This window comes from Streptomyces sp. NPDC023573, from assembly GCF_055559735.1.
Map to the genome: position 1 here is coordinate 117,120 of NZ_JBVHKB010000016.1, position 25,722 is coordinate 142,841.

A 25,722-nucleotide genomic window follows, 5' to 3' on the forward strand; every position below is an offset into this window, starting at 1 on the left:
GAGGGTGCGAGGGTGACCACTGCCAGCGAGACCGCCCCCGCCGCGCAGAGTGCCGCAGCGCCACCCGTCCTCGACCGCAGACGCCGGAACATCGTGTTCGCCACGATCGTCCTGGGGATCCTGCTCGCCGCGCTGGACCAGACGATCGTGGGAACGGCGCTTCCCACGATCGTCTCGGACCTCGGCGGCGCGGAGCACATGTCGTGGGTCGTGACGGCGTATCTGCTGGCGGAGACCGTGGCGACGGTCCTGGTCGGCAAGTTCGGTGACCTCTTCGGCCGGAAGTTGATCTTCCAGATCTCGGCCGTCATCTTCATCACGGGCTCGTTCCTCTGCGGCCTCGCGTCCAACATGCTGCTGCTGATCATCTGGCGTGGTCTGCAGGGGATCGGCGCGGGCGGACTCATGGTCACCGCCATGGCGCTGATCGCCGACGTCATCCCGCTGCGCGACCGGGGCAAGTACCAGGGGGCGATCGGTGCGGTCTTCGGGGTCGCCACGGTGGTCGGACCGCTGCTGGGCGGGCTGTTCACCGACCACCTGACCTGGCGGTGGGCGTTCTACGTCAATGTGCCGATCGCGATCGTGGTGGTCATCGCGGCCGCCCGCACCATCCCTTCCGTGCGCGCGGCCGGACGGCCGGTCATCGACTACCTGGGCATCGCGCTGGTCGCCGTCGGCGCCAGCGCTCTGATCCTCGGCACGAGCTGGGGCGGCAACGAGTACGCCTGGGGCTCACCGGTCATCATCGGCCTGTTCATCGGCGGCCTCGTCGCACTGGCGCTCTTCTGCGTCGTGGAGACACGGGCGAAGGAGCCGATGCTGCCGATGCGGCTGTTCCGCAACCCGGTGTTCGCGGTCTGCTCCGTCCTCAGCTTCATCGTGGGCTTCGCCATGCTCGGCGCGATGATCTACCTGCCGACCTATCTGCAGTACGTCGACGGGGACTCGGCGACCCTCTCCGGGGTGCGGACCCTGCCCCTGGTGGTGGGTCTTCTGGCGGCCTCGATCTTCAGCGGCAACGTGGTGAGCAAGACCGGCCACTACCGCGTCTTCCCGATCGTCGGTTCGCTCGTCATGGCCGTCGGCCTCTACCTCCTGTCCCGGATGGGCCCGGGCAGCGGCGTCTGGCTGGAGTCGCTGTACATGGTGGTGCTCGGCATCGGGATCGGCCTGTCGATGCAGGTGCTGACGATCGCCGTGCAGAACACCGTCGACTACTCGGACCTCGGCACCGCCACGTCCGGTGTGACGTTCTTCAGGACGCTCGGCAGCTCGTTCGGCACCGCGGTGTTCGGCACGATCTACGCCAACGCCCTGCGGCCGAATCTGGCGCAGGGCGTCGAGCAGGCGGCGGGGGCCGGCGGTGACCCGGCCTCCCTGGCGCGGGCCGCGGAGAGTCCGAAGGCCGTGCACGCCCTGCCCGCCGACCAGACCGCGCCGCTCGCCCAGGCGTACGCGGACACCCTGCACACGGTCTTCTTCTGGACGGTGCCGGTCGCCCTGCTGGGGTTCGTCGTCTCGCTCTTCCTGAAGCAGGTGAAGCTGCGCGACAGCGCCCGAGCGGGCTCCACCGACATGGGTGAGGGCTTCGCCCGGCCGAACACCGGCGACGCGGCGAACGTGCTCGAATCCGCCGTGGCACGGATCCTGCACCAGGCCGGTCCCGACACCGCCCGGCGGCTCGTCGCGGACTCCGACACCCGGCTCGACATGGCGGGGGCCTGGGCGGTGATGCAGGTCGACCTCTTCACCCGGATGGTGGGCCACGCGGGACTCACGCTGATCGCCGCCCGGCACCGGATCCCGCCGGAGGTGCTGGTGCCCGTCTTCGACCGGATGATCGAGGAGGGCTATCTCACCGGGGACGGCCGGCTCTTCACCCATACGGCCGCGGGCAGCCGTGAGGCGGCGACGATCTCGGCGGCCTGGAGCCGCTGGCTCAACGACCGGCTGGCCGAGGACGGCGCCCGGCCCGACGACCGGCAGCTGCGCGCGGCGGTCGACGTGATCGCCAAGCGGCTGCTCGCGGAGGACCTGGAGCAGCAGCTGGCCCCGCCCGAGCGCGCGGGGGTCCCGGCCTGATCCGGGCGGACGGCTACTCGACGAAGACGGCGGCCTCGTACACCCAGGCACCCTGGACGCGGATGAAGCGGCTCTGCTCGTGGAGCGAGTCCGGCCTGCCGCCGTCGGTGTAGTGGGCGCGGAAGGTGACCGTACCGGTGGTGTGGAAGGCGCTGCCCTCGGTGGTGGCCAGGATCTCCAGCCGCTCCCAGCGCAGGGCCGGGTCGAAGTCGACGGCCGGCGGGCGGGTGGCCGGGTGCCACGTGCGCAGCAGGTATCCGGCGTCCCGGACGACGAAGGCGGCGTACCGCGAGCGCATCAGCGCCTCGCACGTCGGGGCGGCGACGGTGCCCGCGTGCAGCCGGCCGCAGCACTGCCCGTAGGCGTTCGGCAGACCGCACGGGCACGGTGCCTCCGGAGTGATCCGCGGGGGTCCTGCCTGTGGGGCGTCCGGCCGGCGGGGGCGTGAGGTGCGTCGTGACATACGTCCATTGTGGCCTGCCGTCCGGGGCGCCCGGGGGCGGGGCAGGGGCCGGAGGTCCCCCGCCGTGCGCGGTCAGCGCTTGCGCGCCACGCCCGCGTAACCGGGGATCGGCTCGACGCCGGGTACGTCGATGACCTCGCCGAGCTCCGGACGCCAGTCCGCGGAGAGCGAGACACCGGGCTCCACGAGTTCGAGGCCGTGGAAGAACGCGGTGAGTTCGGCGCGCGAGCGGGGGCGCAGGGTCATCCCCCGCGCCTTGTACATGGCACGCGCCTGGGCCGCGCCCTCGGGATCGAAGTCACCCGTGGTGTGCGAGAGCACCAGATAGCTGCCGGAGGGCAGCCGCTCCACGAGGCGGTCGACGAGCTCGGCGGCCCCGTCCTCGTCGTCGACGAAGTGCAGCAGGGCGAGGAGGGAGAGCGCGATCGGCCGGTCGAAGTCGAGGATCTTGCCCGCCGCCTCCAGGATGGCGTCGGGCTTGCGGGCGTCGGCCTGGATGTATTCGGTGGCGCCCTCGGGTGTCGAGCGCAGCAGCGCCGCCGCGTGGGCGAGGACGATCGGGTCGTTGTCGCAGTAGACGACGCGTGCGTCCGCGGCGGTCCCCTGGGCGATCTGGTGCAGATTCGGCTCGGTGGGTATACCCGAGCCGATGTCGAGGAACTGCCGCACACCGTTCTCCGCGAGCCAGCGGGTGGCCCGGTGCATGAAGGCACGGTTGACCCGGGCCATGTCGCGGCCGCGGGCGTCCAGGGCGAGCAGCTGCTGGGCCATCTGTTCGTCGACCGGGTAGTTGTCCTTGCCGCCGAGGAACCAGTCGTACATCCGTGCCGGATGCGGCTTGCTCGTGTCGATCTCGACGGTCTGGGGATCCTGCCCGGTCATGACGCACTCCGTTGGTCGGGGACTTCGGCGAACAGCGTGTGGTGTGACAATAGGCGGCCCGTGCGTCAGGTGAGAAGGAAATCGGCCTGCCCGGACTTGGCGCCCTGGATGAAGGCGGCGATCTCGCCGTTGGAGTAGATGAGTGCGGGGCCGTCCGGGTCCGCTGACTGGCGGACCGCCACCCTGCCGTCGGCCAGCTTCATGGCCTCGATGCAATTGCCGCCGTTACCACCGCTCCACGGCTTGTACCAGCCTTCGGTGCCGAGGTCGGCGGCCGGCATGCCGTTGTATATGTGGTTCATCACAGCTCCTTGCGGAAGTCCCTGAGGATTTCCTTCGTGCGTTGTGCAGTCGCGGCCTGAGCCGCCATTCGGTCCATGACCTCGAGGTAGGAGGCCACCTCGGGGCGCGCGTCGAAGTACACGGCGCCCGTCAGGTACTCGCTGTAGACCATGTCGGGCAGCTCGGGGACCGCGAAGCGGAAGAGGACGAACGGGCCGTACGTGCCCGGGTGGTGGCCGGTCGAGAACTCCGCGATCTGCAACGTCACGTTGGGCAGGTCGGTCGCTTCGAGCAGGCGGTCGACCTGGGCCCGCATGGCGTCGGGGCTGCCGACGGGGCGGCGCAGGACCGTCTCGTCCATGACCACCCAGAGCTTCGGCGCCTCCGCCTTGGTGAGCAGCGCCTGCCGTTCCATCCGCAGCGCCACATGGCGCTCGATGTCGGCGGGCCGGGTCTGGCCGACCGCGCCGGTGCGCAGGACGGAGCGCGCGTAGTCCTCGGTCTGCAGGAGCCCGGGGACGAAGTGCGGTTCGTACGTGCGCAGGAGGCTGGCGGCGCCCTCCAGGCTGACATACATGCTGAACCAGTCGGGCAGCACGTCGTGGAAGCGCTGCCACCAACCGGGCTTGTTGGCCTCTTCCGCCAGTTCGACGAAGGCGTCGGTCTCGGCGTCCGCGATCCCGTAGGCCTTGAGGAGGAGCTGGACGTACGGGATCTTCAGCCCGACCTCGGCGGTCTCCATCCTGCGTATGGTCCCCGGGGCGACGCGGAGCACCTTCGCCGCCTGGTCCCGGCTCAGGCCCACGCGTTCCCGCAGATCCTGCAGACGCTTACCGAGAACGACCTGGCCCACGGTCGGGGCCGACCGCGGTTCGCTCACTTCAGACCTCCCGATGCGCTGTGTGCGAGCAGTGTGCCATGCGCGGGGCCCCATGGACACAGTCACTCTGAATTTTTCAGAGTGCCTCTTGCCAAGTGTTCATGTCAGGGGGAGAGTTGGTAACCGAACCAAGTTCGCTTCGTCGCGTCCGCCCGTTCCGGGACGGCGCGAAGCGTGACACAGCCCCCACTGTGAGGAATCGGTCGTGGCACCTGGCAGTGCGCTCATCCCCCGGCTCATGGACCTCAGCCCCGGGGCGGAAGCGCTCCGTTACTGCTTCGCGCTGCCGGCGCACCCCGAGTCGGTGGCCGGCGCCCGACGTCTCACACGGGCCCGGCTGGCGGACTGGCGGCTGACGGGGGACGCCCACGACGCGGCGGTGCTGATCGTCTCCGAGCTGGTGACCAACGCCGTGGTGCACACCGCGAGCGCCCGGGTCGTCTGCGAACTCCGCTGCGAGGACGGCCGCTTGCGCGTGGCCGTACAGGACCAGGGGCATCAGCCCGGCGGCCCCCGGCTGTCTCTCACCGCCGACGGGGAGCACGGGCGCGGTCTGCTGCTCGTCGACTCCATGAGCAGTGCGTGGGGGTCCCACGACGCGGGGAACCACTCCGGGCGCATCGTATGGGCCGAACTGCCGTACGGCCCGGAGCCGACATGCTGAAGAACGCCCTGTCCCAGCTGCTCGGCGCGCGTCGCACCCAAGTCCCGGACGAGGACGGCGCACCGGGCCGGGTCCGGCTTCCGCTGCCGCCCGCCCTGTCGGCGAGCCTCGGCTGCGACGCGGTGGGCGTGCCCGCGCGGTACGGGTTCAGGCTGATGTCTCATCTGCCGCGTGCGGGATGCGTCTTCGCCGACGCCGACCGGTGGTGGTGGATCGTCCCGTCGGGTTCGGACCTCGACCTGGACTGGCCGGAGCAGGCGTCGTACGCCACCGGGGCCTACGTCCCCTCCGGCCGCCCCAGGCTGATCCACGCGCCCGACAGCCGTACGCCGTACACGCCGCCCATTCCGCTCTTCCTCATGGTCTGTCAGGTCACCGGTGTCGTGCCGTCCTGGGACCCGTCCGGCCGGCCGAAGGCCGTGCCCGCTCCCTGAACGGTCACGGCGCGAGGTAGGCGAGACCGGGGTGGACCTCCGTGTACCCGTCGACCAGCCGGCGGGCCACGGAGACGGAGTCGACCAGCGGGTGCAGGGCGAAGGCCTTGACGGCCGCGGCACGCGAGCCGGTCTCCGCCGCTTCGAGCACGGCGCGTTCGACGGCCTTCACGGCGGTGACCAGGCCGACCGCGTGGTACGGGAGCGGGTCGACGGCCACGGGGTGGGCGCCGTTGGCGTCGACCAGGCAGGGCACCTCGATGACCGCGTCCTCGTCGAGCACCGAGAGGGTGCCCCGGTTGCGGACGTTCAGGATCAGGGAGGTCCGTTCGTTGCGGGCGACGGCCCGCATCAGGGCGAGCGCCACCTGTTCGTAGCCCCCGGAGTCCAGGTCGCTCTCCTCGCGCTCGCCGGCCCCTGCCACGTCGCGGTTCTCCGCCATGTACGTGGCCTCGCGTTCGGCGCGCGTACGGTCCCAGGTGGTGAGCGCCGGGGCGTCCGGGTCCTTCATCCGGGCGTAGAAGCCCTCCTGCTGGTCGCGGAGGAAGGCACCGCGGGTCCGTTCGGCCTCCTGGTAGGCGCGGACCGCTTCCCGGTTGAAGTAGTAGTAGTGCAAGTACTCGTTGGGGATCGAGCCGAGGGAGCGCAGCCAGTCCGCCCCGAAGAGCCTGCCCTCCTCGAAGGAGCCGAGCAGCGCGGGATCGGCGAGCAGGCGCGGGAGTTCGTCACGGCCGTCGATCTCCAGGCCGCGCACCCAGCCGAGGTGGTTGAGCCCCACGTAGTCGACCCGGGCCCGGTCCGGGTCGGCGCCCAGGACCCGGGCGATACGGCGGCCGAGCCCCACCGGGGAGTCGCAGATCCCGATGACCCTGTCGCCGAGGTGCCGGGACATGGCCTCGGTGACCAGCCCGGCGGGGTTGGTGAAGTTGATGACCCACGCCTCGGGGGCGAGCCGCGCGATGCGCCGGGCGAGTGCGACCGCGACGGGCACGGTCCGCAGCCCGTACGCGATGCCGCCCGCACCGACCGTCTCCTGGCCCAGGACGCCTTCGTCCAGTGCGACGCGCTCGTCCGCGGCGCGGCCTTCGAGGCCGCCGACGCGGATCGCGGAGAAGACGAAGTCCGCGCCGCGCAGTGCCTCGTCGAGGTCGTCGGTGGCGATGACCGCGGGCGCGTCGTGGACACCCCGCGCCTGTTCGTCGAGGACCCGGGCGACGGCGGTGAGCCGGTCCGCGTCCGTGTCGTACAGGGTCACCCGCGAGACGCGGCCCTCGGCGTGATCGCCGAGGAGTGCCCCGTACACCAGAGGGACCCGGAATCCGCCGCCGCCAAGAATTGTCAGCTTCACGCTGCTCGATGGTACGGGCCCGGCGGCCCGTCGCCCCGGACCCGCGGGTCCGGGGCGCCCGCGACGGCGGACGGTGCCGGTGTCAGTGGCCGTTCCACCACCGCACGACGGCGCGCCAGATCTTCGTCGGCCCGCTGCGCTGCGCCGGGACGAGGGCGCCTTCCGCCGGTTCCGCGTGCTGCGGCTCGGCGGTGCGCACTCCGGCCGGGAGCCGGCCGGCCGGGGCCATGGGGCCGCGGGGGGTGACGGGTGACGACACCTCCCAGTCGGCGCGCGAACGGGACCGGGACACCGCGGGCAGCGGTTCGGCGTCGATCTCCTGCTCCGGGGTGGGGGCGAAGCCCGCCGGCAGGTCCACCAGGTGCCGTGACATGAAGTTCCCGGCCCAGGTCAGCTTCTCCTCGTCGACACCGAGTTCCAGGTCGGGCAGGCGCATCAGCAGGGCGTCGACGCCGACGTCGGCGATGGCGCGACCGATGTCCTGGCCGGGGCACTCGTGGGGGCCACTGCTGAACGCCAGGTGAGCGCGGTTGCCCTCCATGCTGACGGTGAGGTCGGGCCGCACCGCGGGGTCGGTGTTGGCCGGCGCGATGCCGACGATCAGGGCGTCCCCCGCCTTGATCTGCTGTCCGCCGAGCTCGGTGTCGCCCACCGCCCAGCGTCCGAGGACCGAGGTGAAGGGCGGCTCGTCCCACAGCGTCTGCTCGACCGCCTCGGGCACGGTCATGTGCCCGCCGCTGAGCCTGGCCCGGAACCTGGGGTCCGTGAGGACCATGCGCAGGACGTTGGCGATCAGGTTCGTGGTCGTCTCGTAGGCGACGATCAGCACCACCCGCAGATGCTCGCTGACCTCCTTGTCGGTGAGGTCGGCGGGGTGCTCGACCAGCCAGGTGGCGAAGTCCTCGGCGGGGGCCGCCCGGCGGCGCTGGACGAGCCGGTCGAGTGCGCCGATGACGTAGGCGTTGCTCTGGACCGCCGTCTCCGAGCCCCGCGTCATGTCGCGGGCGGCCTGCACCAGGCGGTCGTTGTACTCCTCCGGCATTCCGATGATCGCGCACATCACCATCATCGGGAGGCGCTCGGCGAACTGGCTGACCAGCTCGGCCCGGCCTTCCCGGCAGAAGTCGTTGACGAGCCGGTTGCTGTACCGGTTGATGTGGCGGCGCACGCCACGGGTGTCGATGCGCGCCATGCTGTCGGTGACCGCGCCGCGCAGCCGCTCGTGTTCGGCGCCTTCGGCGAAGGAGCACACCGGCTGCCAGGTGAAGAGCGGGGCGAGCGGGTGGTCCGGGGCCACGCTGCCGTCCTGCAGGCCGCGCCACCGCCGCGAGTCGCGGGAGAACTGCGAGGGGGTCCGGGTCATGTGGAGGTTCTCGCTGTGTCCGAGCACCAGCCAGGCGGGAACGTCCTCGTGCAGCAGGACGGGCGCCACCGTGCCGTGCTCGGCGCGCAGCTTCTCGTACAGGCCCGTGGGGTCCGCCTCGGCCTCCGGACCGTACAGCCGGCGCAGTCCACCGGGCCCGATGCCCATGCCGTGCGCGGGGCACTGCGGGGGCGGCACGGGGCCGGTGGCCGATCCGGGTTCATGCTGGAAGGGGGTTGTCACAGGGGCTCCAGGTAAGACGTGACCGGGCGAGTGGGGACATGGCCCGTTACAGAGACAGAGATGTGTACCGCCGTCAGGCGAGCGGCACGGCAAGGCGGTGCAGGTAACGCATCAGGGTCATCAGCACATCGCGGCTGGAGGTGCGCAGCCGGGCGTCGCAGTCGATCATCGGGACCTCGTCCGGCAGGTCCAGGGCGCTGCGCAGGGCCTCGACGGGGTGTCGCGGCGCTCCGGGGAAGGTGTTGACGGCCACGACGAACGGGACGCCACGCTCCTCCAGCCTGCCGATCACGTCGAAGCTGACCTGGAGCCGACGGGTGTCGATGAGGACGACGGCTCCGAGCGCACCTTCGAAGAGTCCGTTCCAGAGGAACCAGAAGCGCTCCTGGCCCGGGGTGCCGAAGAGATAGAGGATCAGTTCGTCGCTGAGGCTGATCCGCCCGAAGTCCATGGCGACGGTGGTGGCGGTCTTGGTCTCCACACCCACGTTGTCGTCCACGCCGACACCGGCCTGGGTCATGGTCTCTTCGGTGGTCAGGGGCCGGATCTCGCTGACCGAGCCGACCATGGTCGTCTTGCCGACCCCGAACCCGCCGACGACGACGACCTTCACCGCGGCCGTGGCCGTGTCGGGAAGGACGTCCTCACTGCGGGGGCCCGTGATCGTGTCAGAGCTTCTGAAGTCCATGCATCACCGCTTCGAGGAGGGACCGGTCCGGGAGCGCGGCGCGGACGATGGGCGCGCGCGACTCGATCAGTTCGGTCGCCAGGAGTTCTGTCAGGAGCGAAGTGACCACACTGAAGGGGAGGCTCAGGTAGGCCGAGATCTCGGCGACGGACAACGGCGCCTTGCAGAGCCGCAGGATCGCGGCCTGCTCGGGCTGGACCGTCGGCGACGGCTCGGCCTGCGCCACCACCATCGTGACGAGGTCGAGTTCAGCTCTTTCACCGTCGGGTGCGCCGGTGATCACGTACAGCCGTTCCGGGTCGCTCACCGCCGGGTCGGCCTTACGGCGTTCTCGCCGGGGAGGACTCATCCGGCCTGCCCGTCATGGCGCGGGGGACTCGTCAGGTGTGCGCCGATACGGACCACCATGTCGCGCATGCGGGCGCCCACCAGTCCGGCGTCGACCGTCTCGCCGGCAAGGACGGCGAGGTAGGCGCCGGCGCCCGCGGCCATCAGGTAGAAGAATCCTCCGGTGACCTCGATGACGACGAGCTTCATCAGGCCGTCGCTGTAGGGGATCTCGGTGGCGACGGCCGCGGCGAGGCTCTGCAGCCCGGCACAGGCGGCGGCGAGACGGTCGGCGACGTCGGGGTCGCCGCCGTGCCGGGCGATGCGGAGGCCGTCGGCGGAGAGCACCACGATCTGGTGGATGCTCGGTACGTCGTCGGCCAGTTCCTTGAGCATCCAGTCCATGTTTCCCCGCTGCTGGATCACTTCTCGTCTCCCTTGTCCCACACGTCGTCAGACTTTGTGTCGTGCTTCGGCTCCTTGGGCACACCGTTGACGGCCTGGGTGAAGGCCTCCAGCCAGAGACCGGGCGGTGCCGTGGAGCCGCCGCCCTGTCCGTTGTGCCCGTTGCGGGCGGCGGGCTCCGGGGCCGGTGCCGACTGCTGCGGGAGGTTGTGCGAACCGAGGGGTGCGCGCCCTCGGCTCCGGCGCTGCGGGAGTCCGCCCTCGGTCCACTCGGTCACGACGATCTCGTCGTCACCCATGGCGGACGCGGTGGGCACGGACCGTGCGGCGGACGCCGCCGGTGCGGGGGCCGGTGCCGGGGACGCGAGCGACGGGACGGGCCCGGTCGCGGCGGGGCGCGCCTTGTGCTTGCCGCGCGGCGGGACGACGTGCTTCATCTGCGACATGTCGAGCGAGCTCTGGGGCCGCGAGGTGGCGCCGATGCCGTGCGCGATGCCGGGGGCGGGGCCGGTGGTGATCATGTCGCGCGGCACGATGAGTACGGCGCGGACCCCTCCGTACGCGGACTGCCGGAGGGAGACCTGGAGTTGGTACATGCGGGCGAGACGGCCGACGACCGCCATGCCGAGACGCGGGGACTCCCCCAGATCGTTCATGTTGATGCCGGCCTGGGCCTGGGCGAGCATGTTCTCGGCCCGCGCGCGGGCCTCCTCGCTGAGGCTGACGCCGCCGTCCTCGATCTCGATGGCGATGCCGGTCTGCACCTCGACCGCGGTGACGTGCACCCGGGTCTGGGGCGGCGAGTAACGCGTCGCGTTGTCCAGGAGTTCGGCACAGGCGTGGATGAGCGGCTCGACCGCGGTGCCGACGATGGCGACCTTGGCGATCGAGTGCAGATCGACGCGCTGGTACTCCAGGATCCGGGACATGGCGCCGCGCAGCACGCTGAACAGCGGTACGGCCTTGGGCCACTGGCGACTGGGGCGGGCGCCGCCGAGTACGGCGATGGAGTCGGCGAGCCGGCCGATCAGCGCGGTGCCGTGGTCGATGCGGAGCAGGTCGTCGAACACATCGGGGTTGCGCCCGTGGTGGTCCTCCATCTCCCGGAGTTCACTGGCCTGTCGGTGGACGATGGCCTGGACCCGGCGGGCGACGCTGACGAAGGCGCGCTGCGCGGAGTCACGCATCGCCTCTTCGTTGTCGATGATGTCGAGGACCTGGAGGACCAGGGCGCGTTGCGCCTTGGGGAGGTTCCGGTACGACGCGTCCGCGTCGACGATGTCGCGCATCACCTCCTGCGGCGAGTTGCTGGCACGCAGCCTGCGGATCGCGGCCGGCAGGAGTTCCTTGCTGAGCCTCTCGGTCTCCTGGTCGTAGGTGGCGACGCGGTGTTCCAGGGCGGCGATGCGCTGTTCGTACGCGGCGCGCTGGACGCGCATCGCCCGGCGCCGGCGGTTCAGCACGACGGCGAGCGTGGCGACCACGACTGTGGCGATCGCTCCGCACCAGACGACTGCCGCCCGTGTGGCCCCGGTGACCGGCACAGCGCCTGCGGCGGTCGCGCCGGCCATCAGCACGACGGGCAGGAGCGCCGCACGCACCACGGGGATGTCTCTTTTGGTCGGCGGTGATTCAACACGGACCATCTAAACCCTCTGGCGGTTGATTCGGGAAGGTATTCGGGACGCACGGCACGAGTGCACACATTGGCGAACAAGTGCTCGAATGCGTATCAACTCGACTTCACTGCGCGTGAGCCTAGCCAGATCAGAACAGTGCTTCGGCATATTCGCCCAACCCCCTGCGCGAGGGCGCGGGTGGTAATAAACTCACCAGTTTTCACACTCAGCGCCGTCGCGCGTGCGCGGGGAGTGACGCCTTGCGGGAATCGGGAGGAAGTAGACACATCTGTCCCGCCCTGCGGGACATCGGAGACTCCGCAGTGTTCACGCCGGACTGCGAGTTTCCAGCACAAACGAGAAATAATGCGCACGCACGAGCGACAACAATCAGCATGTACGAATAGAAGTGCACCTCAGAGAGGGACAAGAGCACATGTGATCGAACCGGATCGAAAGGAGCAGAACCCTGAGCGACGGACGGATGTACGAAGCTCCGGCGCGGAGTTCCCGGGGACCGCACCGTCCGGTCGCCGTGCTGCGACCCGGGGCGGCGCGGCCGCTGTCCGCCCGCGCGCGCCCTCACCGTCGGTGAGGACGCCCCGCCGCCGCCCGCGCCGGAGCGGCGCGGCCTCAGCGGCGGCCGCCGAGCCGGCCCTCCAGTTGCACCAGCAGTTCGCCGAGCTGTCCGCTGAGGCCGCTGCGGGTCTCCTCGTCGAGCCCGGAGAGTACCGACCGCTCGTACGCGAGCTGTTCCGGCAGCAGGCGGTCGACCAGGTCCCGGCCCGACTCGGTCAGCCCGACGTGGGCGACCCTGCGGTCCCTGGCATCGCTCCGGCGGCCGATCAGACCGGACTCCTGCAGGGCGCGCAGCCGCTTGGTGACGGCGGCTCCGGACGAGAAGGTCTCCCGGGCCAGCTCGCCCGGCGTGAGCTCCCGGCCGGTGCGCCGCATGGCGCCGAGCAGATCGAATTCGGCACGGGTGAGCCCGGCGGCCCGCAGGGGGGCGTCCTCGGCCTGCTGGAGCAGGGCCGCGCAGCGGTTGATACGGCCGATGAGTTCCATCGGTCCCGTGTCGAGCCCCGGATTGACGGCCTGCCACTGCCGTACCACCGAGGCCACGATGTCGTCGGTCACACCGCTCCGTTCGCCGGGGGCAGGGTGATCAACCCCTGCCGTTGTGCTGTCGCCGCGAGCGTACGGTGTCCCGCCTGCTCGGCCGCCAGCAGCTCTTCCTCGCGCAGGGCGCGCTGCCACCACTCGCCCGAGGCGATGTCACTGGCGTCGCGCAGCTCGACGAGGGAGGCGGTGAGCCTCCTGCGGGCCGTTTCGAGTGCGAGGGCGTCGGCTGCCGGGTCGGCGATCGCCCGTTCGGCGCGCTCCCGGGCATCCGCTGCCGCGGCGAGGGCCCGTTCCACGCGTCCGGACGCCCGGCGGTTGGTGACGGCGATCGCGGCGAGGAAGCCGACCGCGACGCCCACGAGGGTGTCCAGGGCGCGGTCGGCGATGAGCTCACCGGCCGGCTGGAACCCGCCGAATTCGAGGATCAGCAGGGCCATCGGGGTGACGGCGATGGAACCGAGCCAGTAGTTGCGGGTGATCAGGGCCTCGGCCGCGAAGTTGAAGAACAGGACGCACAGGACGAGGACGAGCGGGCTGACCCGGGCGAGCGGGATGACGGCCGCGAAGACCAGCACGCCGAGAAGGTTGCCGACGGTCCGCTGCAGGGCCCTGCTCCAGGAGAGGGCGAGGTTGGGCTGGTAGACGGAGGCAGCGGTGACGATGGCCCAGTACGGGTGCCCGACGCCGAGCGCCGAGGACACGTAACCGGCCAGGGCGCAGCCGACGAGTGTCCGGAAGGCGACGGGCAGCACCGGGGAGCCGGGGCCCAGTGCGCGGAGCAGCCTGTGCCGGGCCTCGCGCCGGCCGCGCCGCATCCGCTGTCCGGCCCGCTCGGCGTCGATCCCGAAGAGGTGTTCCACCGTGCCGGGCGCGGGAGGCGGGCTGGGCACGGGGCCGCGGGCCCGGGTCCCCACCGCCCACCGGCGGAGCTCGTCGGGTCCGGCGCCCGGGACGCGGCCACCGGAAGCGGTGGTGGCGAGGGCCCGCTCGGCGTGGACGACCAGCCGTTCGAGCCCCTGGCGCACGGGGGTGGGGCGTCCGGCGGCGAGCAGTGACTGCCAGGCGGCCTGGACCGCCGTGGCCGCGGCGTGCCGGGTCCGGGCGTCGGGGCTCGCCGCGTGCGCCGCGGCGGCGTCGAGGGCGCGGGCGGTGGCGAGACGCTCGGGCCCCTCCCTGTGCCACAGGGCCGGGCCGGCGGTGACCAGCCAGGAGAAGGCGCCCGCGGCCAGCATCAGAGCCATGTGCCCCGGCACCTGCCCGAGCTCCTGGGGGGCGAAGAGCGCGGCGGACGTGACGAAGGCGAAGATCACGTTGCCGGGCGGGCCGATGCGCGTCGCGTCGCAGAAGGTCTTCTGCACGGCCGCGAGCAGCGCGCCGACACCGATCAGGACGGCGGTCGAGTCGGTGAGCGAGGCGGCCACCAGCGCGACGGCGAGACCGGCCGCCATCCCAAGGATGACGCGGAGGACGGTGTGAGCCCTCCTGGCGTACGGCAGGTTGTGTCCGTACAGCGCGCAGAGCGATCCCGCCATCGTGTACATGACGAGATCGAGGCGGTCGAGGGAGTACAGCAGCAGGTTGGGGACGGCCGAGGCGACCACCACGCTCAGCGCGGGCTTGTACCAGATCTCCGCGGGGCTGTTCAGCCTCAGGACACCGGCGACCGGCAGTTTGTGGACGGATGGCTTCCGGGTTCGCACGGCTGTATCACTCACCCATTTACTTTAGCAGGTGTTACACACGTAAAATATTTGTCGGCCGCACCCGGCCGTCTCCGGTAGCCGCCCTCTGCGCGCGGCCCTAGCGTGCTGCACAACAGCGTAGGAACGTGACTGTCGGCGCGCCTCGGGAGGAAACCGCATGAAGACCGGTGAACCGGTGCCCGGTGGGCCCTGCTGGGTCGAGCTGGGCACCTCGGACGTACAGGCCTCCCAGACGTTCTACGCGGGACTCTTCGGCTGGCGCTCCGAGACCGATCCGCGGCCGGAGGCGGGCGGCTACACGACGGCGCGCCTCGGTGAGGACGCCGTCGCGGCCCTCAGCCCTCTCTACCGGCCGGAGCAGCGGCCCGGCTGGACCGTCTCCTTCGCCACCGAGGACGCGGACGCCACGGCCGATGCCGTGCGCTCGGCCGGCGGCACGGTGCTGCTGGGACCGATGGACGTCTTCGACCAGGGCAGATTCGCCGTTGCCGCCGATCCGTCGGGCGCGGTCTTCTCACTCTGGCAGGCCCGCGCCTTCCGGGGCGCGGGGCGCCTGAACGATCCGGGAACCCTGGGCTGGGCCGAGCTCCGCACCCCCGATCCGGGGAGCGCACTCGCCTTCTACCCATCGGTGTTCGACTGGACGGTCAGCAGCTCCGCGCACTTCACCCACTGGGGCGCGGACGGGGCCGACTTCGGCGGCATGAAGGTGCAGGACGACGACGAACGGGTCGAGGCGCCCCCGCACTGGCTGCCCTACTTCACGGTGTCCGACACCGAGGCCACCGCCGCCAGGGCCCTGACCGCGGGCGGCGAGCCGCTCACGCCCCCGACGCACATCCCGGGCGGGCCCTGGGTCGCGGTGCTCAGTGACCCGCAGGGGGCGCGGTTCGGCATCCACACGCCCTGAGGTGCCCGCGCGCCCTGAGCCGCCCGCACGCCCTGAGGTGCCCCGCCGTCACCGCCGGGCGGGCTGCGCGGTCTCCTCCGGGGCCCGGAAGGCCTCGGCCGCGTCCGCCACCCGGTGCATGAGACCGAAGAGCGTCTCCTGCTCCTCCGCGGAGAGCGGGCCGAGGAAGACCTGGTTCATCCCGACCGTGCGCAGGGCGAGCCGCCGGTGGGTCCGCACGCCCTCGTCGGTGAGCCGGAGCAGGAAGCGCCGTCCGTCGCCGGGGTCCCGCACCTTGTCCAGCAGCTCCCGGCGCAGCAGCCGCGTGATCACCTCGGCGACGGTGGACCGGTCGAGGCCGACCCGCTCCCCCACCGTCCGCTGGTCGAGGCCGGGTTCCGCGGTCAGGGCGTTGAGGACGGCGAACTGGGGCGAGGTGATCTCCTGGGAGACCATGGTGTTCCAGAGCAGGTGGTGCGCCTGCTGAAGACGCCGGGCCAGATGCCCGGGGTGGGTGCTCAGGTCGACCGCCTGCACGGCACCGCCCCTCTCTCTGACGGCCGTCGGCCGTCGGCTCCGTCGGCCGGGATGCCGAGATGGACAGTGTACTGAGGGTCTTGACCTCAACAGTGAGCCCTGGGTAGCTTCATGGCCATCGCATTTTACTCAGTGCACTGAGCATTTCACCCATCACGGAGCCGTGACATGACCGCACGTGACCTTCCCGCATATCCGCTGCCCGACGGGATGAGCCAGCAGGAGATCGACTCCGAGGTGACCAGGGCCCAGGCGGCTGCCGAGCCGGGCGCTCACCACCCGCCGCGCGACTATCCCCCCTACCGCAGCAGTCACTTCCGCCACCCGCACCGCTCGCTCATCCCCGTGCGCGACCCGGAGGCGGTGGAGCTGTCCGGCCCGGCCTTCGGTGTCACCGATGTGACCGCGCTGGACCGCGATCTCACCGCCCAGCACCACGGGGAGCCGCTCGGCGAGCGCATCACCGTCAGCGGGCGGGTGCTGGACCGGGCGGGCCGGCCGGTGCGGGGCCAGCTCGTCGAGGTGTGGCAGGCGAACGCCTCCGGGCGCTACGCCCACCAGCTCGACCGGCACCCGGCCCCGCTCGACCCGAACTTCACCGGCTTCGGGCGCTGCCTGACCGACGACGACGGCGGCTACTCGTTCACGACCGTCAAGCCGGGCGCCTACCCGTGGCGCAACCACACCAACGCCTGGCGCCCCGCGCACATCCACTTCTCGCTGTTCGGCACCTCGTTCAGCCAGCGGCTCATCACCCAGATGTACTTCCCGGGTGATCCGCTCCTCCCCTACGACCCGGTGATCAGGTCCGTCACCGACCGGGCCGCGCGCGAGCGGCTCATATCGACGTACGACCACGGCCTGTCCGTTCCCGAGCTGTCCCTCGGCTACCGCTGGGACATCGTCCTCGACGGACCGTGCGCCACCTGGACCGAGACCGAGGAAGAAGGCGACGCCTGATGTCACACGCCCCGACCCCCTCCCAGACCGTGGGGCCGTTCTACGGCTACGCGCTGCCCTTCCCCGGCGGCAGCGAGGTCGCCCCGGCCGGACACCCCGGCACGGTCACGGTCCACGGCCGCGTGCTCGACGGCCGGGGCGAGCCCGTGCCCGACGCGATCGTGGAGACCTGGCAGCCCGCGCCCGACGGCTCGCGCGCGGGTCTGCCGGGGTCGCTGCGCCGCGACCCCGCGACGGGCAAGGTGATCGGACGCGACGGGGTGGACTTCACCGGGTTCGGCCGGGCGCCGACGGACGCGGCCGGGCACTGGTTCGTGCGTACGCTCCCGCCCGGCGGCGTCCCGTACCTCTGTGCCGCCGTGTTCGCCCGCGGCCTGGTCCACCACCTCTACACCCGTGTGTACCTTCCCGATCTGCTCGACGAGGGCGCGGGCGACCCGCTGCTGGAGTCGCTGGACGCGGAGCGGCGCGCCACACTGATCGCGACACGCACGGACCTCCGCACCTACCGCTTCGACATCCGTCTCCAGGGTGACGACGAGACGGTCTTCCTGGAGTTCAGCTGATGCACGAGAGCGACGCCGGTCTCCTCGCCCCCGGACGCGCCGGCTCCGCCGCCGAGACCGCCACCGGCGACCACGCTTTCCTGCGGGCGCTGCTGGACGCCGAGGCGGCGCTCACCCGGGCGCAGGCCGCCTCCGGGCTCGCCCCCGCCGAGGCGGGGCGGGCGGTCACCGCGGCGGCCGGCCACGGCGGGTTCGACGTACGGGAGCTGGCACTGCGGGCACGGTCCGGCGGCAATCCGGTGATCCCTCTCGTCGCCGCCCTCACCGCGGCCGTCGACGAGGACGCACGCCCGTTCGTGCACCGGGGCGCGACCAGCCAGGACATCCTCGACACGGCGGCGATGCTGGTGGCCTCGCGGACCCTGGCGCTCGTCCTCGACGACCTGGGACGGACCGCCGACGCGCTGGAGCTGCTGGCCGCCGCGCATCGCGACACGCCGATGCCCGGCCGCACCCTGACCCAGCACGCCGTGCCGACGACCTTCGGCCTGAAGGCCGCCGGCTGGCGGTCGCTGGTGCTCGACGCCCGGGACCGGGTGCGGGCGGTCCGGGGCGCGCTCCCCGTGCAGCTCGGCGGCGCGGCGGGCACGCTGGCGGCCTTCACCGCCGGGGGCCGGGACGGGGCGGGGCCGGCGCTCGTCGCGGCCTTCGCCCGGGAACTGGGCCTGGCCGAGCCGCTGCTGCCGTGGCACACCCTGCGTACCCCGGTCGCGGACCTGGCCGGTGCGCTCGCTTTCACGGCGGGTGCGCTCGGCAAGGCAGCGGCCGATGTGCTGACCCTGTCGCGCACCGAGATCACCGAGGTGGCGGAGGGGGCCGGCGGCGGCTCCTCCGCGATGCCGCACAAGGCCAACCCGGTCCGTGCCACCCTGATCGCCGCCGCGGCGCGACGCGCGCCGGGGCAGGCGGCCACGCTGTACGGTTCGCTCACCGCCGAGGACGAACGGCCCGCGGGAGCCTGGCACGCCGAATGGGAACCGCTGCGCGATCTGCTGCGCCTGGTCGGCGGGGCCGCGCGGGACGCGGCGGAACTCGCCGAGGGGCTCCAGGTGTTCCCGTCGGCCATGCGGAGCCACCTGGGACTGACCGGAGGGCTGATCGTCTCGGAGCGGCTGGCCGCCGTCGCCGCCGGCCGGGTGGGACCCGCCCGCGCCAAGGAGATCCTCACCGAGGCCGCCGGCCGTGCCCGTGACGGGGGCGGACCGCTGGCTGAGATCCTCGCCGGGGAGCCGGCCTTCGAAGGGCTGGACCTCGCGGAACTGACCGACCCCGCCCGTTACACCGGCTGCGCCGGCCCCCTCACCGACCGCGCTCTGGAGCGCCGATGACCATGACACCCGACCGTCTCCTCCACCACAGCGCCGAAGGACCGGCGAGCGCTCCCCCGCTGCTGCTCGGCCCGTCGCTCGGCACCTCCACCGCGCTCTGGGACGGGGTCGCCCCCGAACTCTCCGCCGCCCACCGGGTCGTACGGTGGGACCTGCCGGGCCACGGCGGCTCGCCGGCGGGTCTGATCGGCCCCGGGGCGGGGATCGCCGATCTGGGCGCACTGGTCCTGGATCTGGCCGACTCGCTGTCCCTGGACCGTTTCTCGTACGCCGGGGTGTCGCTGGGCGGAGCCGTGGGCCTCTGGCTCGCCGTCCACCACCCGGAGCGCGTCGACCGTCTGGCCGTCGTCTGCTCGTCCGCGCACTTCGGCGACCCTGGGGCATGGCGGGAGCGCGCGGCCCTCGTACGCGCCGAGGGTCTCGGCAAGGTGGCGGAGAGCGCGGCGGGCCGCTGGTTCACGCCCGGATTCACCGAACCCCGGCTGCTCGACGATCTGCTGGGCACGGACCCCGGGGCGTACGCCGCGTGCTGCGACGCTCTCGCCGACTGCGACCTGCGGCCCGGGCTGTCGGACGTACGGGCGCCGACGCTGGTCGTCGCGGGCCGCGAGGACCCGGCGACGCCGCCCGCGCACGCCCGGGAGCTCGCCGACAACATCCCCGGCGCCGCGCTGACCGAACTGCCGGGTGCCTCCCACCTGGCTCCAGCCGAACGTCCGGCGGCCGTACGGGAGGCGCTGCGCGCCCATTTCGCGCCCCGGGAGCCCGGGAGCGGGACGGCGATGCGCCGCGAGGTCCTCGGCGACGCGCACGTGAACCGGGCACAGGCCGCGACCACGGAGTTCACCGCGCCCTTCCAGGACTTCATCTCCCGCTACGCCTGGGGCGAGATCTGGACCGACCCCACACTGTCCCGGCGCGAACGCAGCCTGATCACGCTCACCGCCCTCGTCGCTCACGGCCATCACGGCGAACTGGCGATGCATGTCCGCGCGGCGGTGCGCAACGGGCTCAGTCCCCGCGAGATCGGAGCCGCACTCCTGCAGACAGGGGTCTACTGCGGTGTCCCGGCGGCGAATTCGGCGTTCGCTGTGGCGGAGCGGGTGCTGGCGGAACTGGCGGAGGCGGAGCGGAAGGGGACGGCGCAGGCCTGAGGCCGGGGCGGCGGCCCCGGCCCCCACGGATCAGCCGAGGCCGCGGGAGTCCTGCTTGAGTGCGGTGTCCACGGTCAGCGCCGTGGCCACGACGAGGCTCAGCAGCGGTTCGGGGAGCTGGTAGTGGATCTGCAGCACATAGTTGTCCGCGGTGGTGAACATCGTCTTCGCCAGGCCTTCCCAGGTCTTGGTGATCCTGGCGATCTCGGCGTCGTTGTGGTCGACGATGGCGAAGTTCCACGCGCGCCAGTTCTCGGCCTTGATCGCACCGATCTGACGGCCGTCGGCCATGACGGCGAAGTTGATCTTGCCGATGGCGTTCTGCTGGACGATCTCGCCCACGGGCCGGCCGTCCGGGCGCTGGACGACGACCCGGGACTTGATGAACTTCGCCGGGCGGGTCAGGAGCAGCTGCGGCTGCCCGTAGGCGTCGCGGATCTCCAGGCGGTGCGTGAGGTACTGGTCGACGCTGGAGACGAACCTGAGCACCTTGCGCACGGAACTCTGGCCGACCTGCACGACCGAACCGAGGGTGTTGCCCTGCTGGTCGAAGACGCTGTACTCGTTGGTCAGCTCGATCAGCTTGGCCTTCTGGTTCACGACCAGGACCTGCTGGTCGAAGAGCGTGCCGCCGCCGGGCCCGGCCTGCTGGGGAACGGCCTGCTGCGGGGTTGCCGCCTGCTGAGGGGCGAACTGCTGGGCGGGCGCCTGCTGCTGCGGCACCGCGGAGTTCGGCTGGGCGGCGTACGGGTGGGCGGCCTGGGGCTGGGCGGCCTGCGGCTGCGCGGGAGCCTGGGCCGGGTGCGTGTGCTCGGTCCACCGGGAGCCGTCCCAGTAGCGCAGCAACTGGGGCGCGCCGTGGGGATCCGGATGCCAACCCGCAGGTACGTTCGATTGCGTCGTCACCGGGGCACACTATCCTGCCAACCTGTGGGCCGACTCATTGAAGTTTCACACACCATCTACGATGGCGGCGATGACCAGAGCGAGCGTGTGGACCGAAGGGCGACGGAGCGGCAGAGGCCTGCCCGCCGCCCCGGTCTGGGCTCTGATGCTCGTGGCGGTGTTCTTCTGCTGCTCACCGGCGGCCACGGCCTCGCCCCGTGCCGAGGCACCTTCCGCGACGGCCGCGAGGGCCTTCACCCCCGTGCCCTCGGCTGCCGTGTCGGTCGTGGTGGCCGACGCCCCTGACGAACGCGGGATCGGCAGCTCCTGTCACGGGACGACGGACCACTCGACGGCCGTCGTGCTGCCCGGCCATCCCGCTCCCGTCGCCCTGCCATGCCCGTCGGCGGCGCCCCGTACCGCCCCGCTCACCGGCGCCGCGGCGATCCGTGGCCCCGCCAACGACAGCGTGGGCGCCGTCGACCATCTGCGTCTTCAGGTCCAGCGGATCTAGGCCTGCCGTTCCGACCACCCTCCGCGCCGTCTCCGGCGCGCGGGAGGTGGCTCGTCCGTGTGCCCGTTCCCCCGCGTGACGCGCCGTCCGCGCCACGCGATCCGCCGAACCCGAGGACCAGACATGGCTTCCCCCAAGAACCAGAACACCCCCGCCGCCGCTCGCCGCGCCAAGCTCGACGAGGCGCGCCGCAAGGAGCGGGCCCGCGAGCGCCGCAGCCGCATCCTCACCATCACCGCGGCCGTCGTCGTGGTCGCCGGCCTCGTCGCCGGCGGCGGCTACCTGATGTCGGCCGCCGACGAGCAGGACAAGGCCGAGGAACAGGCCAGGACGTCACCCGTCACCGGCGAGAAGTCCTGGGACGACCTGACCCAGGAACACGTCGGGACGCCCGTCGACTACCCGATGAACCCGCCCGTCGGCGGTGATCACAACCCGGTCTGGATGAACTGCGACGCCGACGTCTACACCGAGGCGATACCGAACGAGAACGCCGTCCACTCCCTGGAGCACGGCGCCGTCTGGGTCACGTACAACGACAAGGCCAAGGAGGCGGACGTGAAGGCGCTCTCCGAGCGGGTCGCCAGAACGCCCTACTCCCTGATGAGCCCCGTGGCCGACCAGAAGGACCCGCTGATGCTCAGCGCGTGGGGCAAGCAGCTCACCGTGAAGAGTGCCACCGACGCCCGCGTGGCACAGTTCTTCACCAAGTACGTCCAGGGCGCACAGACCCCCGAGCCGGGCGCCGCCTGCTCCGGCGGGGTAGCCAAGTGACCTCGTCCGCGCGCTTTCCGCGTTCGCTGGTGTGGTCGGGAGCCGCGGTCTTCGTCGTGGCCGTCGGGCTCGTACTGCTGATGGTCGTAAGGCCGTCGGCGGCCTCCCCGTCGGACTCCGGGGCACCCGGTGGCGTCCCCGCGGAGAGTTCGGCCGATGTGGGGTTCGCCCGCGACATGTCGGTCCATCATCAGCAGGCGGTGGAGATGGCGTTCGTCGTCCGGGACCGCACCGAGGACGAGGACGTGCGCCGTCTCGCGTACGACATCATCAACACGCAGGCCAACCAGCGGGGCATGATGCTGGGCTGGCTGGAGTCCTGGGACCGGCCCAAGAGTTCGGACCGGCCGCCGATGGAGTGGATGGGCCACCAGGTAAGCCCGACCGACGGGTCCCTGATGCCGGGCATGGCGACGGACACCCAGCTGGAGGCATTGCGCGCGGCCGAGGGCAGGGACGCGGAGGTGCGCTTCCTGCGGCTGATGACCGTCCACCACCGTGCGGGGGCCGACATGGCACTGGCGGCTGCCGGTTCGGCGGGCACGGACGAGATCAGGGACCTGGCGGCCGGGATGGCCCGTGCCCAGGAGTCGGAGATCTCGCTGATGGCGGACATGCTCGAGGCCAGGGGCGCGCGGCCCTGAGCCCCCCGGGGCGGGCGGCGGGCGGGCCGGTGACACACGTCGCCGGACCCGCCCGCCCCCGCGAATTCACCTGGCGCCCATCTCGCCCCCATGGGCACGACACCGGGGCACCGCTCACCCACCCGACACTTTCTGGCGAGTCATGGACATGTCCCTCTCACGACAGGAAGCATCCGTGCGCATGCATCGCTCCCCCTGGCCGGCGGCAACCACCCTCCTCGGTACGGCACTGATCACTCTGGTCCCGCTGTCCCCGGCGCACGCACATGCGCTGCCGTCCGTCGGCGCGACGGCCGAGACGGCCCCGCTGTACGACGACGAGGCGGGCGGCAACGCCGACGCCGACGACCCCGCGATCTGGCGCAACGACGCCGACCCCGGGCGCAGCCTGGTCGTCGCGACCGCCAAGGAGGGCGGGCTCCGGGTCTACGGTCTGGACGCGTCCCTGGTCCAGTCGGTCCCGGCACCGTCACCCGCCGCGGAGGACGACGCCCCGGGCAGGTTCAACAACGTCGACCTCGTGACCGGGCTCCGCACCCCGTCCGGCCGTGCCGACGTGGCCGTGGTGAGCGACCGGGGCAACGACCGCCTCCGTATCTACCGCGTCGACCCGTCGCAGCCGGGCGGCCCGCTGAAGGACGTCACGGCCCCTGACGCCGCCCCGGTCTTCTCGTCGGACCAGTCCGAGATCAACGAGCAGCGGACGGCCTACGGCCTCGCGACCTGGCAGGACCGCTCCTCCGGGCGGTCGTACGCACTGGTCAGTCGCCGCAACACCACGGACCTCGCGCTGCTGGAGCTGAGGCCGACGGCGACGGGCACGGTGGGCTACCGCAAGGTGCGCGCCTTCTCGCTCCCCTCGTCCTTCCGGCTGCCGGACGGCACCGCGTGGACGCCGTGCGGCGAGCCGGGCGAGCTGCCCCAGGTCGAGGGCATGGTCGTCGACCCGGACGACGGCACGCTCTACGCCGGACAGGAGGACGTCGGCGTCTGGCGGCTGCCTGCCTCACTGACCGGGCGTCCCGTCCTGGTGGACAAGGTCCGGGAGTACGGCGTGCCGGGCACCTACGACCCGGAGACCGAGGAGTGTGCCCCCGGTGCCGACCCGGGCTTCGGCGGAAAGCGGCTGGCGGCCGACGTGGAGGGCCTGACCCTCTTCCGGGAGTCCGACGGCGACGGCTACCTCATGGCGTCCGGTCAGGGTGACAACAGCTTCGCGCTGTACGACCGCGAGATCTCCGAGGACAACGAGTACGAGGGCGGCTTCCGCGTCACCGCCGTGTCGGCGGACCTCGACGGCAGCGAGGAGTGCGACGGCGCCGCGGTGCTCAACGCGCCGCTCGGCTCCCGCTACCCGCACGGGCTGCTCGTGGTCCAGGACGGGCACGAGACGTCCGCGTCGGGCAGTGAGGAGGGCCGGGAGGCGACCGGCTTCAAGTTCGTCGACCTGGGCGCGGTGACGGACGCGGCGGACATGTGAGCCCCCCGGCCCCGCCACGTACCGCGAGCCGTGTGCGCAGGGTCATCGCATAGGCTCGACGACGATATGAAGAGCTACCTCACGCCCTTGGGGTCCAAGGCCGACAAGGACACCGTGCGGCGCCACAACCTGAGCCTCGTGCTGCGCGCCGTGCGGGACGAGGGCGAGGCCGGCGAGGCCACCCGGGCCGGGGTGTCGGCCCGGGTCGGGCTGACCCGCGCCGCGGTGTCCTCCCTGGTCGAGCAGCTGCTGGACAGCGGCTTCATGACCGAGTCGGGCAAGACGTTCAGCGGTCAGGCCGGGCGCCCCGGCACGGCGCTGAAGGTGGCGCGTACCGGGCCGGCCGGGCTCGGCGTGGAGATCAACATCGACTACGTGTCGGTGTGTGTCGTGGATCTGGCGGGCACCGGCCGGGTGCGGCAGACCGAGCACCTCGACAACCGTGAGGCCCCGCCGGAAGAGGTCCTGGCCCGGGCGGCGGCGATCGCCGCCCGCACCCTGGACTCGGCGCGGGAGCAGGATCTGTACCCGGTCGGCACGGCGCTGGCACTGCCGGGTCTCGTCTCGGGCGGTTCGGTGCGCCAGGCGCCGAACCTCGGCTGGAACGAGGTCGCCGCCGAGGAGCTGTTCGCCGAGGCCCTCGCCGGACTGCGTCCCGGCACGGCACCGCTGCCCGTGCGCTCGGAGAACGAGGCGAATCTCGCGGCGCTGGCCGAGCTGTGGTTCGGCGGACTCGGCGCGGTCCGCAGCTTCCTCTATCTGACCGGCGAGATCGGTGTCGGCGGAGCCCTGGTGCTCGACGGCGAACTGCTGCGCGGCGCCCACGGTTTCGCCGGGGAGATCGGGCACGTGGTGGTGGACCCCGCGGGTCCGGAGTGCCGCTGCGGCTCGCGCGGCTGTCTGGAGCAGTACGCCGGTCAGTCGGCTCTGCTGCGCGCGGCCGGCATCGACGGGGCCGCGGGCGGGGCGGCCGGAGTGATGGAGCTGGAGCGGCGGGCGCAGGCCGGTGACCCCGTGGCGCTGGCCGCCGTGGCCGACGCGGGCCGGATGCTGGGTCGGGTGCTGTCCGGCGCGGTCAATCTGTTCGACCCGGACGCGGTGGTGCTCGGCGGGATATACCGCGGGCTGATGCCGTGGCTCTCACCCCCCGCCGACGAGGAGCTGACCGGCCGCGTGGTGTCCGGCCTCTGGGCCCGGGGCGGCGGCCGGCTGCGCGCGTCGTCCGTCGCGGGTGACGCGGCGCGGGGCGCGGCGGCGCTGGTGGTGCAGGACGTGCTGGCGGACCCGGTGGCGTACGCCCTGCCCGCGTCCATGGACGCCTGACACCGGGTCCCGCTGCGACCCGGGTGCCCGACGGTGATGCCTCACCGCCGGGCACCTGGGGTGGTGTCAGCGGACGCCGATGAGGTGTTCCATGGCGAGCTGGTCGAGGGCTTCGAAGGCCATGGAGCGTTCGGCGGCGGCGGTCGCGTCGAAGTCCTCG

The 25,722-nt window shown here is 72.1% G+C and carries 27 protein-coding genes; 13 read left to right on the plus strand and 14 right to left on the minus strand.

The annotated features are described in order from the left end of the window. Positions 1–12: 12 nt before the first annotated feature. Complete coding sequence (locus ACZ32T_RS34535; RefSeq protein ID WP_467263594.1) at positions 13–2,085, plus strand: MDR family MFS transporter; 2,073 nt, start codon at positions 13–15, stop codon at positions 2,083–2,085. A gap of 13 nt (positions 2,086–2,098) precedes the next feature. Here ACZ32T_RS34535 and ACZ32T_RS34540 read toward each other — a convergent pair whose 3' ends face one another. The 4 genes from ACZ32T_RS34540 to ACZ32T_RS34555 form a co-directional block, all read right to left on the minus strand. Further along, positions 2,099–2,548: a YchJ family protein gene (locus ACZ32T_RS34540; RefSeq protein ID WP_467263596.1), complete on the minus strand. Its 450-nt coding sequence runs from the start codon at positions 2,546–2,548 to the stop codon at positions 2,099–2,101. Between the two features lie 72 nt (positions 2,549–2,620). Beyond that, on the minus strand, positions 2,621–3,430 hold the full coding sequence (locus tag ACZ32T_RS34545; RefSeq protein ID WP_467371361.1) for an SAM-dependent methyltransferase: 810 nt from the start codon (positions 3,428–3,430) through the stop codon (positions 2,621–2,623). 65 nt (positions 3,431–3,495) lie between these two features. After that, complete coding sequence (locus tag ACZ32T_RS34550) at positions 3,496–3,732, minus strand: DUF397 domain-containing protein (protein ID WP_014152862.1); 237 nt, start codon at positions 3,730–3,732, stop codon at positions 3,496–3,498. After that, complete coding sequence (locus tag ACZ32T_RS34555) at positions 3,732–4,592, minus strand: helix-turn-helix domain-containing protein (RefSeq protein ID WP_467263600.1); 861 nt, start codon at positions 4,590–4,592, stop codon at positions 3,732–3,734. The genes ACZ32T_RS34550 and ACZ32T_RS34555 overlap by 1 nt, the downstream gene beginning before the upstream one ends. A 205-nt stretch (positions 4,593–4,797) precedes the next feature. Between ACZ32T_RS34555 and ACZ32T_RS34560 the strand changes: the two genes are divergently transcribed. Together ACZ32T_RS34560 and ACZ32T_RS34565 are read left to right on the plus strand one after the other, a co-directional pair. After that, on the plus strand, positions 4,798–5,256 hold the full coding sequence (locus ACZ32T_RS34560) for an ATP-binding protein (RefSeq protein WP_467263601.1): 459 nt from the start codon (positions 4,798–4,800) through the stop codon (positions 5,254–5,256). Continuing rightward, positions 5,250–5,690, plus strand: coding sequence for a hypothetical protein (locus ACZ32T_RS34565; protein ID WP_467371363.1), 441 nt, complete (start codon positions 5,250–5,252; stop codon positions 5,688–5,690). Before ACZ32T_RS34560 ends, ACZ32T_RS34565 begins: the two co-directional genes overlap by 7 nt. A gap of 4 nt (positions 5,691–5,694) precedes the next feature. Here ACZ32T_RS34565 and ACZ32T_RS34570 read toward each other — a convergent pair whose 3' ends face one another. The 8 genes from ACZ32T_RS34570 to ACZ32T_RS34605 form a co-directional block, all read right to left on the minus strand. Further along, positions 5,695–7,038 (minus strand): 6-phospho-beta-glucosidase, encoded by a 1,344-nt coding sequence (locus ACZ32T_RS34570; protein WP_467371365.1) that lies wholly within the window; start codon positions 7,036–7,038, stop codon positions 5,695–5,697. A gap of 82 nt (positions 7,039–7,120) precedes the next feature. After that, complete coding sequence (locus tag ACZ32T_RS34575; protein WP_467371367.1) at positions 7,121–8,644, minus strand: cytochrome P450; 1,524 nt, start codon at positions 8,642–8,644, stop codon at positions 7,121–7,123. A 73-nt stretch (positions 8,645–8,717) separates the two neighbouring features. Further along, positions 8,718–9,332 (minus strand): GTP-binding protein, encoded by a 615-nt coding sequence (locus tag ACZ32T_RS34580; protein ID WP_356716751.1) that lies wholly within the window; start codon positions 9,330–9,332, stop codon positions 8,718–8,720. Continuing rightward, on the minus strand, positions 9,313–9,681 hold the full coding sequence (locus ACZ32T_RS34585; RefSeq protein WP_033302786.1) for a DUF742 domain-containing protein: 369 nt from the start codon (positions 9,679–9,681) through the stop codon (positions 9,313–9,315). The genes ACZ32T_RS34580 and ACZ32T_RS34585 overlap by 20 nt, the downstream gene beginning before the upstream one ends. Further along, positions 9,678–10,085 carry a roadblock/LC7 domain-containing protein gene (locus ACZ32T_RS34590; RefSeq protein WP_014152870.1) on the minus strand — a complete coding sequence of 136 codons (408 nt, stop codon included), beginning with the start codon at positions 10,083–10,085 and terminating at the stop codon, positions 9,678–9,680. The genes ACZ32T_RS34585 and ACZ32T_RS34590 overlap by 4 nt, the downstream gene beginning before the upstream one ends. Further along, the gene (locus ACZ32T_RS34595; RefSeq protein WP_467263610.1) at positions 10,082–11,710 is read right to left on the minus strand and encodes a sensor histidine kinase; all 1,629 of its coding nucleotides are present in this window, start codon (positions 11,708–11,710) and stop codon (positions 10,082–10,084) included. The genes ACZ32T_RS34590 and ACZ32T_RS34595 overlap by 4 nt, the downstream gene beginning before the upstream one ends. Positions 11,711–12,316: 606 nt before the next feature. Continuing rightward, positions 12,317–12,820 (minus strand): MarR family winged helix-turn-helix transcriptional regulator, encoded by a 504-nt coding sequence (locus ACZ32T_RS34600; RefSeq protein WP_467371369.1) that lies wholly within the window; start codon positions 12,818–12,820, stop codon positions 12,317–12,319. Continuing rightward, complete coding sequence (locus tag ACZ32T_RS34605; RefSeq protein ID WP_467371371.1) at positions 12,817–14,520, minus strand: FUSC family protein; 1,704 nt, start codon at positions 14,518–14,520, stop codon at positions 12,817–12,819. The genes ACZ32T_RS34600 and ACZ32T_RS34605 overlap by 4 nt, the downstream gene beginning before the upstream one ends. Before the next feature lie 145 nt (positions 14,521–14,665). Between ACZ32T_RS34605 and ACZ32T_RS34610 the strand changes: the two genes are divergently transcribed. Beyond that, positions 14,666–15,418 carry a VOC family protein gene (locus ACZ32T_RS34610; RefSeq protein ID WP_467263615.1) on the plus strand — a complete coding sequence of 251 codons (753 nt, stop codon included), beginning with the start codon at positions 14,666–14,668 and terminating at the stop codon, positions 15,416–15,418. Positions 15,419–15,466: 48 nt separating this feature from the next. On the opposite strand, the gene ACZ32T_RS34615 is transcribed toward ACZ32T_RS34610, so the two are convergent. After that, complete coding sequence (locus tag ACZ32T_RS34615) at positions 15,467–15,934, minus strand: MarR family winged helix-turn-helix transcriptional regulator (RefSeq protein WP_467263617.1); 468 nt, start codon at positions 15,932–15,934, stop codon at positions 15,467–15,469. A gap of 210 nt (positions 15,935–16,144) precedes the next feature. On the opposite strand from ACZ32T_RS34615, the gene pcaH reads away from it, so the two are divergent. The 4 genes from pcaH to pcaDC all read left to right on the plus strand — a co-directional run bounded on the left by pcaH (position 16,145) and on the right by pcaDC (position 19,942). Beyond that, positions 16,145–16,894 carry a protocatechuate 3,4-dioxygenase subunit beta gene (gene pcaH / locus ACZ32T_RS34620; protein WP_467371387.1) on the plus strand — a complete coding sequence of 250 codons (750 nt, stop codon included), beginning with the start codon at positions 16,145–16,147 and terminating at the stop codon, positions 16,892–16,894. Then, positions 16,894–17,460: a protocatechuate 3,4-dioxygenase subunit alpha gene (gene pcaG, locus ACZ32T_RS34625; protein WP_467263618.1), complete on the plus strand. Its 567-nt coding sequence runs from the start codon at positions 16,894–16,896 to the stop codon at positions 17,458–17,460. The genes pcaH and pcaG overlap by 1 nt, the downstream gene beginning before the upstream one ends. After that, entirely contained in the window at positions 17,460–18,788 is a 1,329-nt protein-coding gene (gene pcaB, locus ACZ32T_RS34630) for a 3-carboxy-cis,cis-muconate cycloisomerase (RefSeq protein ID WP_467371373.1), read from the plus strand. Before pcaG ends, pcaB begins: the two co-directional genes overlap by 1 nt. Before the next feature lie 62 nt (positions 18,789–18,850). Continuing rightward, positions 18,851–19,942: a bifunctional 3-oxoadipate enol-lactonase/4-carboxymuconolactone decarboxylase PcaDC gene (gene pcaDC, locus ACZ32T_RS34635; RefSeq protein ID WP_467371389.1), complete on the plus strand. Its 1,092-nt coding sequence runs from the start codon at positions 18,851–18,853 to the stop codon at positions 19,940–19,942. Positions 19,943–19,972: 30 nt separating this feature from the next. Here the strand turns inward: pcaDC and ACZ32T_RS34640 are convergent, their stop codons facing one another. Continuing rightward, on the minus strand, positions 19,973–20,848 hold the full coding sequence (locus ACZ32T_RS34640; RefSeq protein ID WP_467371375.1) for an LURP-one-related family protein: 876 nt from the start codon (positions 20,846–20,848) through the stop codon (positions 19,973–19,975). Positions 20,849–20,909: 61 nt separating this feature from the next. Between ACZ32T_RS34640 and ACZ32T_RS34645 the strand changes: the two genes are divergently transcribed. The 5 genes from ACZ32T_RS34645 to ACZ32T_RS34665 all read left to right on the plus strand — a co-directional run bounded on the left by ACZ32T_RS34645 (position 20,910) and on the right by ACZ32T_RS34665 (position 25,562). Then, the gene (locus tag ACZ32T_RS34645; RefSeq protein ID WP_467263624.1) at positions 20,910–21,341 is read left to right on the plus strand and encodes a hypothetical protein; all 432 of its coding nucleotides are present in this window, start codon (positions 20,910–20,912) and stop codon (positions 21,339–21,341) included. Positions 21,342–21,464: 123 nt separating this feature from the next. Further along, the gene (locus tag ACZ32T_RS34650; protein ID WP_467263625.1) at positions 21,465–22,115 is read left to right on the plus strand and encodes a DUF3105 domain-containing protein; all 651 of its coding nucleotides are present in this window, start codon (positions 21,465–21,467) and stop codon (positions 22,113–22,115) included. Between the two features lie 80 nt (positions 22,116–22,195). Next, positions 22,196–22,759 carry a DUF305 domain-containing protein gene (locus tag ACZ32T_RS34655; protein ID WP_467264367.1) on the plus strand — a complete coding sequence of 188 codons (564 nt, stop codon included), beginning with the start codon at positions 22,196–22,198 and terminating at the stop codon, positions 22,757–22,759. A gap of 175 nt (positions 22,760–22,934) precedes the next feature. After that, positions 22,935–24,239 carry a phytase gene (locus tag ACZ32T_RS34660; RefSeq protein WP_467371377.1) on the plus strand — a complete coding sequence of 435 codons (1,305 nt, stop codon included), beginning with the start codon at positions 22,935–22,937 and terminating at the stop codon, positions 24,237–24,239. Between the two features lie 66 nt (positions 24,240–24,305). Beyond that, positions 24,306–25,562, plus strand: a complete 1,257-nt coding sequence (locus ACZ32T_RS34665; RefSeq protein ID WP_467371379.1) for an ROK family protein — start codon at positions 24,306–24,308, stop codon at positions 25,560–25,562. Positions 25,563–25,722 lie beyond the last annotated feature (160 nt).